Genomic DNA, 9,434 nt, shown 5'->3' on the forward strand with positions numbered 1-9,434 from the left:
AACTAAACCCATACAACATCAAACTGTTTTGTTCTGACGGAAATCCTATCAAGAAATTATCCCAAGTCATCAACATTTACAAAGCAAAAAAGAGGCTTTTACCATAGAAGGTTATAACAGCTTGATTCGACATTACCTAGCAAGGTTCAAAAGAAGAACTAAATGCTATTCTAAATGTCAGCATATGATAGAATGTTCTCTTAACCTACTCTTTGCTAAGTGGAATGGGTGTTTGAAGTTTGTATTTTGAGTTTACAATGCCTTCATATTTTAAATGGTATTTGGCTGTTTTGGGCGGTTAAATAAGACAACCAGCACCAAAAACTCTTGAACACTTGGATAAAAGCCAATCAAAGCAAAACTTGAATTTTGATCAAAAAAACTAAACCCATTTGGTGAAATACTTTACAGATTGCCTTCCAATCCCAGTCCGCTTTCTCTTATTAAGGCTGCATAAGCTATCAAAAAATTATATCTTGCCTCTGCAAGTTTTTGTTCTGCCTGGGCAACCGCTTGTCTTGCTTGTATAATTTCTAAACGATTTCTCATGCCATATTTTTGCCCTGTCTCAGTTGACTTTAATTTAAGCTGACTACTCACAAGTGCACGCTCTTGTGCAAGAATCTGGTAATGTGCGGCATTACTTTCAGTATAAGCTTGACGAATAGCCAGTTTAATTTGTCGCTCGCTTGCCACCAACCTAGCTTTGGCTGCCTCATATTGATTTAGCGATTCACGCATCTCACTGCTTAATTCACCTCCAGTCAACAAAGGAATTTTCGCACGCAACTGTATGCTAGCATCTGTTCCGGTTCTAAAATTTTGATGACCTCCATCTTGAGAGACTGATCGATGATAATTATTCTGATAATCAACTTGTGCCACTAACACAGGCCATCTTTTGTTTTTTACAACTTTAATCGCCTCTTCTTTACTACTAACATCATACTTTTGTGCCTTATATTCATGATTATTTTCCAAAGCCATCTTCTGCCATTCTTCTAAACTGTGTTGCGAAATTCTTAATAGATAACGCTCAATCAAATTTGAAATATTTACCATTTCAATCTCTTTACCATCCAATCCTGTATAATCATTAAACTGGTTCTCCAAAATTTGTTTTTTAAGTATTGCTGAAGTCTCTTGTGCCAAAGCATTATCATAGCCCGCTTGAGCTTCATGAACATCCAACGCTGTAGCGACACCCTTATTAAACAAAGCTTTCGCTTGCTCAACCTGTTGCTCGTAAGACATTTTTTCTGCTTTATATGTAGCTATATTTTCATTACTAAGTAGGATTTTGAAATAATTTTCCGTTACATTGTATAATAGTTTTTCTTTAACAGAATGATAAATTTGTTCTGCCACTTCGCTATCATAGCGACTTTGACTATATCGAGACATTTCACTTGCATTAAATAAAGTTTGGCTAAGCTGTATATTCCAGCCTTGCGTTTGCTTGACAGAGCTAGATGAGTGAGGTTTGTACTGGTAATTAATATCTCCAGAAACTCGAGGAAAGAAAACCGATTTGGCTCGTTGCTGTTGCTCTTGAATAGAATTCTTTTGATGAAAAGCTATCTGATAATCAATAGAATGTTGCTGTGCAGCCACCCACGCTTCTTGCAAATTAAACGCAGAAGCAGTAGAGCTACTAGCAAACCAAAGAAAATAAAGATAAATAAATTTTTTATATTCAAAACTTTTCATTACTTTTTAATACTCCACAATTACAAAAAGACCAAGATAACTTACCACACTCTACAAAATGAAAAAGTACCACGGTTTCCGTTCGTGGTGAGCATGTCGAACCATGACGGAAACCAATCCGCAGGCATAGCTCAGGGCGAACGGTTTCCGTAGTAAAATTCAATTTTGTTAGCTGTACATAGTATAAAATATGCTATCAATCTAGCGTTCTCGAAAACTTTCATCAACTTTTGTCTGCAATGGACTTAATATATAATCCAAAACACGACGTTTACCTGTTTTAATTTCAGCAGTAACATTCATTCCTGGCGTTAAGTTGATTGTTACTCCATCTATATTTAATGTGCTTTTATCAAGAGAAACAAGTGCAGTATACACTAGACCTAAATGTTGGTGTTCTATAGCATCATGACTAATACTTTTTATTTTACCTGTTAAATAACCATAACGTGTATAAGGAAAACTCTCGATTTTGATGATAACATTCTGCCCAACTTTTACAAAGCCGATATCTTTATTTAGCACTAATATCTCTACTTCCACTTGATTATCGTTAGGTGCCACAACCATAATTTTTTGTGCTGCTTGTACAACTCCACCTAAAGTATAAGCTGTTAGCTCTTGTATAGTACCATTAACAGGTGATTTAATACTCAGCAATTTCTGTCGCTGCTTAGCTTTATTAGTTTGACCAGTATATTGATTAATCTGTTCATTGGTTTGGCGTAAAGATTCTAATGTATCACGTTTTAGATTTTGAGTATGTAACATACGGTTCTGTTCAGCTTGCATGATTGCAGCCTGTATTTTTTGAATCTGACTACGTGTACTTTGTAAATCATTTTGATTACTAAGTAATTTGCTTTCTTGTTCTAGATAAGCATGTTCAGATATAAAATTTTCTGCTTTGAGACTCCGATAATCATCAGTCTTTTGATGTTCAATTGCACCAACTGAAACCAACTTTTGTTCTTGGGATCGAGCAGATTGTAATTCTGCTTGATGTCCTTTTAAGGTTAATTTTAGTTGTTCATCTTGTGCTAACCATGCTTGATATTGATTTTGGGCTAAAGTTTGAGCCTCATTAATTTCCGATTCTGAAATATTTAAAGACTTTGCATATGCTACATCAATCTGAGGATTAATACGGTGATTTAATGCTGATAAAATTGCTTCAAGGCGTAGCTTAGATAATTGCGCTGCTCGAAGGGCTTTCTCGGACTGAGCAACATCACTATCTGAACCGATTCCCACTAAATCTACTAATATTTCACCTTGTTGAACATTTTGACCATCACGTACATAAACTGCTTTAACTATCGCTGTTTCCAAAGATTGAATAGTCTTGCTACGGCTACCTGAAGAAATTTTACCTGAAGCTGTAGCAACAATGTCAATCTGTCCAACCCAAGACCATAGCAAAGCAAATAGGACAAATATCATGATTATTCTAGCTGTCCATTTAGAGAAACTGGATACGGGTGTATCAGTGAGTTCCAAATGTGCAGGGAGAAAAGCGAGCTCTTCTTTAGTACGTTTAGGCGGATTTAGTTGGTCTCGAACTGCCCATGTATTGCGCCAAACGGTTATATAGCGAATAAAAAAATCTTTAAGTGCTTGTATAAACATGAATTATTTCCCTTGGTTATTTAAATAACAGCATTAATAGCACAAGTTTATCCATTCTGCAAATCATATAAATAACGATAGTAACCATCTTCTTTTTGCAACAATTCTTGATGTGTGCCTTGCTCTACAATTTTCCCCTTGTCCATTGCAATAATGCGATGTGCCATTTTTACGGTAGATAAGCGATGTGCAATAATCAACACTGTTCTACCTTGGCAAATTGCCTGCATATTTTGCATAATAGCCCTTTCCGACTCATAGTCTAATGCACTGGTTGCTTCATCAAAAATCAAAATACGTGGATTGGTAATTAAAGCACGCGCAATAGCGATACGCTGGCGTTGTCCACCTGATAAACCTGCACCTTGTTCTCCAACAATCGTATCATAACCTTCAGGCAATTCCATAATAAAGTCATGTGCTCCAGACATCTTAGCAGCCTGGATAATAAATTCTAACGCCATACCTGTATCAGTTAAGGCAATATTATCTCGAATACTACGATTGAGTAGCACATTTTCCTGTAAAACAACACCTACTTGGCGACGTAACCAAGCGGGATCAGCTAATGCCAAATCGTTTCCATCAACTAATATTCTCCCATTTTCTGGCACATATAAACGTTGCACTAATTTTGTCAATGTTGATTTACCTGAACCAGAGCGTCCTACGATACCTAGTATCTCTCCAGCGTTAATCTGTAAATTTAAATTCTGTAATATTAAATGCCCATCTATTTTGTAGCGAAAATCAACATTTTCAAATGTAATATCACCCTTAATATCAGGTAAAGTTAAGCGAGATGTAGAATGCTCAGTTGGAGTATTTAAAATATCACCCAATCTCGCCACTGAAATACCTACTTGCTGAAAATCTTGCCATAGCTGTGCCAGGCGGATAACAGGAGCGGCCACCTGACCTGCCAGCATATTAAATGCTATTAATTGACCTACCGATAGCTTGCCTTCAATTACCAATTTTGCACCAATCCATAGAGTTGCCACAATAACCATCTTTTGAATGAGTTGTACTCCTTGCTGCCCAACCATTGCCAACTTAGCTACCCGAAAACTAGAAACCACATAAGCTGCTAATTGATTATCCCAGCGACGGGTCATTTGAGGTTCAACCGCCATTGCTTTTACCGTACCAACCGCAGTAATACTTTCCACTAAAAAAGATTGATTATCTGCATTGCGTGCAAATTGATCATTTAGTCGAGTGCGTAAAATTGGGCTAATAAAGGCAGACCAAAACGCATATATTGGTAATGATGCCAAAACTACCAGTGTTAAAGTAGGGCTGTAATACCACATTACAAACAAGAATATAAAAGAAAACACCAAATCTAAAACTGAAGTGAGAGCTTGACCAGTTAAGAAATTGCGGATATGTTCCAATTCACGTATACGTGCAACTGTATCGCCTACTCTTCTACTCTCAAAATAAGCAAGCGGTAGAGCTAATAGATGACGAAATAACCGTGCTCCTAGTTCTACATCAATCCGAGAAGTTGTATGAGCAAAAATATAAGTGCGTAGACCACTTAAAATGACTTCAAATAAACTTACTACCAACAAGGCAATCGCTACCACATCCAGAGTAGAAAAACCACGATGCACCAACACCTTATCCATCACAACCTGAAAAAACAATGGCGTAATCAGAGCAAAAATCTGTAGCACCACTGAAATAACGATGACTTCAAAAAAAATATAACGATATTTGATTACCGCAGGAATAAACCAAGTAAAATCAAATTTAGCCAATGAACCCAATATTGACGCACGGGAAGTTACTAACATTAACTTACCAGAATATCTTTCAGAAAACTCACTTGCATCTAATATCATAGGACGATTTTCGATCAAATCATAGATGAGATATTTTGCAGCAGATCCCACCCCATCAATTTTAGTTAGTATAAAATGAGAGTTTAAATTTTGATCTAAATCGGGCTTATTATCACACCACACCAAAGCAGGAAGTGTTATCATTGACAATCGAGCTATAGACTGATTCACAATTTTTGCTTTCAGTTCTAACTTTTTTGCAGCCAACAACCATTCCTCTTGGTTTAAGTCATTATTTGAACCACCTAGAAATTGATGTGCAATATCCGCAGGATTAACAGCAATTCCATGATATTGAGCCAAAATAACCAAAGCAGACAAAGCCGGCTGATTAGCGCCATTCATCATAATCAAATCACCAAATAAAATACGAAGGGGTTAAAAAATAGACATCACCCCCTCTCATTAAGTTTGTCGTTCCATATATAAACAAAAGACATCTTGAATGAGAAGAAGTGACATCTATACACTCAATACTTTATTGAGGACTCATAGTCAACATATTTTGTGGCAATTGTAATATCGGCTGTGGCGTGATAGAAGTTGCACTATTCTCAACACCAAATGACGAGATCGAACTGACTAATCTATTTACAGCATTAACAATATTCGCAGAAGATAATGTTTCGCTTTTATTTTGATCCGCCAATTCTTTTAATTTCTGAGATGTAATTCTCTCACCAACCTTTTTATCTTTTAATAGTTTATCAATTTGTTCAGAAGTGACATAGTCACCATCTTTGCCAATAAACTGTTCAATTTTATCATCTGTAATATCACCATGATAATTTACCAACCGCGACGTCATATACCAATTCGGCATATTAATGCTATCAGAACTATTATTTCTCGTCATTAAGATCCCTTCTTGAGTACGCTCAATGACAAAATCGGATATATTAGCATCCGCAAGTGCCAACTTATCATTACCCTTTTGGTCATACAGAGTATCAACCCCATCGCCTTTACGAAATATATAAACATCGTCACCTGAACCGCCATTCACAACATCATTACCTGCACCACCATCGATAATATCATCTCCTATACCGCCAAACAAGCGATCATTACCTCTACCGCCAAACAAGCGATCATTACCAGCCTCACCTTCTAGAACATCATCTCCTGCACCACCATGAAAAATATCATCAAACCGAGATCCTTTAAATACATCGTTAAATTGAGACCCAATCACTTCTTCTACTGATTTCAAGTTATCGACAGATTGGTAACCATATCCAACATTTCTCAACTCATAATCACGATATTCTATAGTTTCGGTACGCTTACCCACCTTAGTATCCTGCCTTTTAACCACTTCATGGTAAATCTCACCTCGAGAAACATTACGATTTACCTTATAACTACCCATTTCATTTGCATGTGAACCATCAACAACAATATTGCCCAGACCACCTTCTTTGCTATAGAAAATTCGGTCATGACCATCTCCAGCATCAATATTCATCTTACCCTGACCTACAAAGATGTCATCATTACCAGCCCCTGCATTAACCACCAAGCCAATCTCCTCTACATTACCTCCTTCAGCGACACGCTGAATGACCCTAGAAAAATCTAGCTTAGAGTTAGCGTTACCATCCGTAATCTGCCAATTTTTAACACGATCAAACTTTAATTTATTAATGTAGGCATACTTGCCATTGGTTAAGCGCTGATGCGATTCATTACCTGCTGTTAACAACGGAGAGGTAAAATACAGAGCTTGAGTATTTTTACCATTTGAATTACTAATATCAACTATGCCAGTTTTAGCATTTAAAACAATATTAGCACCCGCCTCAACTTTTTGACCGTATTCAAAAGCATCAGCGTATGCTTTGCCACTATTAATGCGATCACCTAATTTAGTAATACCTGCCAATTCACCAATATTTTCATCCCAACGTTGCTGCGTAATAGCAATAACGCGCTCAACCTCAAGTTCTTTATTTAATTCAGACAAAAATTTTAAATTATTAGTCAAATAAAATTGATAACGAGAATCATACCCTTTATCAAAGTAATTTTGTCCGCCATGTTGTTTTTCCCACTCTAAAATTTTACCTTGCAAGCGATTGGCAACGCTTTCAAACATTGCTTGCTTAGACGCTTCTAAAATTCCAGAGATCAATCCTGTAACACCTGCAACTAATAGTGCAATCGGTGCACCCACTGCAGAACCAATTGCGGCAGCGGAAACACCTGCAGAAACTGCGCCCAAAGCAGTACTAATTGTGGTCAACGAAGCTTCAATAGTACCTGCTCCACGTTGATACTCCGCTAATAAATTATCTCCCTCGTAACCAAATTTTTGGAATTGCTTTGCAAACTCATTAAGCGCATTCGCATGGTTAAATTTATCCGCCGCATTCATAAATGCTAATGGACTTATTGCAAGCATAACAGACGATGTAATCAAGCTAGCAACCGCTCCTGTAGTAGACAAGCCTGCAGCAACACGCTGTGCCAAAATATACGAGGAAATTGCCTTTGTTACATTACCAATAACTTGATTGCTTAGCTCAAAACCTGCAGCAATTTTTTTCCCAGTTGACGAATTTTGATCTGCCAACACAAAACCCGCAGAAACCCCTGACAAAAGACCAGTAATTACTTCCAAACCAAAGTTAGTTTTAGAAAAATTTAAATGCTGTAATTTATTACCAATATTAGTAAAACCCTTGGCTTGTGAAATTGCAACGCCCAATTTGGCTAATTGCGAAGAAAAAGCCTCAATAGTTTGAACGCTATTAGAAATATTACCTATAACTTCGTTAATTAAGCCAATACTAGCTTTAGCCAATTCAGTGGCTGCAGCATCCCCTTTTTTAATCAATGAATCAAGCTCCATACCCGCCAACGCCGTCCCCAAAAAGGAGTCTAATGTTGATAATATGCTACTCGCTTTTCCTAATTGATTGTTTATATTATTTGCACTTTGTAAGCTATTAGATAGTTGACTGCCAGAATGTTTTTTTAAAAGCTCATCTAATTTTGTTGCGGAAATAGCAATACCAGTTTTTGTAAAGGACAACAACTTATTAGATAAATCAAGAGCATGCTTTGCTGTTTCAACACCATTAGACTCTTCTTGCAAACGAACAATCCCCAATTCATCGGCAGCTCTAATTAGATTATTTAGACTACCTTCTTGTTTAATATCATAATCTTTAGGAATATACAGATAAAATGATTTGATAGTGGATTTAGTAACAGTTCCAACTTGAGATAATGCACCTCGAGTTGAAGCAAGTCCCGCTTGCATATTAGACTTAATAGTGTTAAGATTAAAATTTGGCATAAATATTTTCCTTACATAGATTAAAACGAAAAAAATTACTCACTTTTGGAAACAACAAAATTATTTTGTGCCGAAAGTTTCGCAATTAAATCTTGGTGATATTGTTTAAATTTTTCTTTTGCTAATTTTACATCAACTTTTCTCCCATAGAACTCAGATATTTTTCCTGCATTCGAACTACCATCAACTCTAACAGCTCTAAATAGATCGCGTTCAAACACCGTTCTCATATGCCGAGTCAGTAAATAACTATCGCCAAATGGCGCAATCCAGTCAATAAACCATTTCCTATCTCCTGATTGCCAGTCAGCCAACTCAAGAGAAGTAACATCATTAATATATTTAACTTCATTTTCTAAACTCAAATTCGCCCAACTACAATAAGCAACAGGCATATCTTCTCTTTTCAATATAACATATTGACCTGTCTCAATTGCCGGAATAACATTGGTCGCAAACAAAGACAACGTCCAATGTTTATGCATATCAGAGTTAGACCAAAGCCATGCAATTAAACCTAGTTCTGCAAACTTTTTCGTCATTCTATATTCCTAAAAATACGCTAAAAAATACCGATCGGATTGTAAAAACTACACTCTTATGATACCAAAAAACCCCCTAAAATGTCAACTACACACTTAATTCATCCAGAACAATCGCACCACCCCTTACCAAACAACAACTGTTCAAGATAAGACTTATCCTGTGAAGCTCTCATTTTACTGCGTTTCACAGAGAGTTTAGCATCCCCATTGGCTCGAATTAAGTTTAATGCGGTACGAGTCAGTAATGCTTTATTTGCTTTTTCATGACGTTCAAGACTTTTTTGGTCATCTTCACTAAAGATAACATCTAACACCCAATGCTGACTGTTTTCAATAGACCAATGGTTACAAATGGCATCAGCAATCATATTAACATCTGTCAGGGAGGTTAGG

6 protein-coding genes and 1 pseudogene are annotated in these 9,434 nt (G+C 36.7%); 1 reads left to right on the forward strand and 6 read right to left on the reverse strand.

Annotated features, from left to right (window positions below):
- Window positions 1–40: 40 nt before the first annotated feature.
- Window positions 41–250: pseudogene (locus K941_RS16910) on the forward strand (IS1 family transposase); the annotation flags it as partial.
- A gap of 155 nt (window positions 251–405) precedes the next feature.
- On the opposite strand, the gene K941_RS0111445 reads toward K941_RS16910, so the two are convergent.
- The 6 genes from K941_RS0111445 to K941_RS15745 form a co-directional block, all read right to left on the reverse strand.
- Window positions 406–1,710 carry a TolC family protein gene (locus K941_RS0111445; RefSeq protein WP_029103718.1) on the reverse strand — a complete coding sequence of 435 codons (1,305 nt, stop codon included), beginning with the start codon at window positions 1,708–1,710 and terminating at the stop codon, window positions 406–408.
- Window positions 1,711–1,911: 201 nt separating this feature from the next.
- On the reverse strand, window positions 1,912–3,339 hold the full coding sequence (locus K941_RS0111450) for an HlyD family type I secretion periplasmic adaptor subunit (RefSeq protein WP_029103719.1): 1,428 nt from the start codon (window positions 3,337–3,339) through the stop codon (window positions 1,912–1,914).
- Between the two features lie 47 nt (window positions 3,340–3,386).
- A complete protein-coding gene (locus K941_RS0111455; RefSeq protein WP_322782722.1) occupies window positions 3,387–5,540 on the reverse strand; it encodes a type I secretion system permease/ATPase in 2,154 nt (717 codons plus the stop codon).
- Window positions 5,541–5,670: 130 nt separating this feature from the next.
- On the reverse strand, window positions 5,671–8,496 hold the full coding sequence (locus tag K941_RS0111460; protein ID WP_029103721.1) for an RTX family hemolysin: 2,826 nt from the start codon (window positions 8,494–8,496) through the stop codon (window positions 5,671–5,673).
- Between the two features lie 35 nt (window positions 8,497–8,531).
- Complete coding sequence (locus K941_RS0111465) at window positions 8,532–9,038, reverse strand: toxin-activating lysine-acyltransferase (RefSeq protein ID WP_029103722.1); 507 nt, start codon at window positions 9,036–9,038, stop codon at window positions 8,532–8,534.
- Window positions 9,039–9,139: 101 nt separating this feature from the next.
- The coding region (locus K941_RS15745; RefSeq protein WP_208854380.1) for a transposase at window positions 9,140–9,434 on the reverse strand (295 nt) is incomplete at its 5' end.

Source organism: Moraxella caprae DSM 19149 (genome assembly GCF_000426885.1).
GTDB lineage: Bacteria > Pseudomonadota > Gammaproteobacteria > Pseudomonadales > Moraxellaceae > Moraxella > Moraxella caprae.

Excerpts from the sequence above, each read along its gene's own strand:
- K941_RS0111445 (WP_029103718.1), bottom strand. The coding sequence starts at position 1,710 with ATGAAAAGTTTTGAATATAAAAAATTTATTTATCTTTATTTTCTTTGG.
- K941_RS0111465 (WP_029103722.1), bottom strand. The coding sequence starts at position 9,038 with ATGACGAAAAAGTTTGCAGAACTAGGTTTAATTGCATGGCTTTGGTCT.
- K941_RS0111455 (WP_322782722.1), bottom strand. The coding sequence starts at position 5,540 with ATGATGAATGGCGCTAATCAGCCGGCTTTGTCTGCTTTGGTTATTTTG.
- K941_RS0111450 (WP_029103719.1), bottom strand. The coding sequence starts at position 3,339 with ATGTTTATACAAGCACTTAAAGATTTTTTTATTCGCTATATAACCGTT.
- K941_RS0111460 (WP_029103721.1), bottom strand. The coding sequence starts at position 8,496 with ATGCCAAATTTTAATCTTAACACTATTAAGTCTAATATGCAAGCGGGA.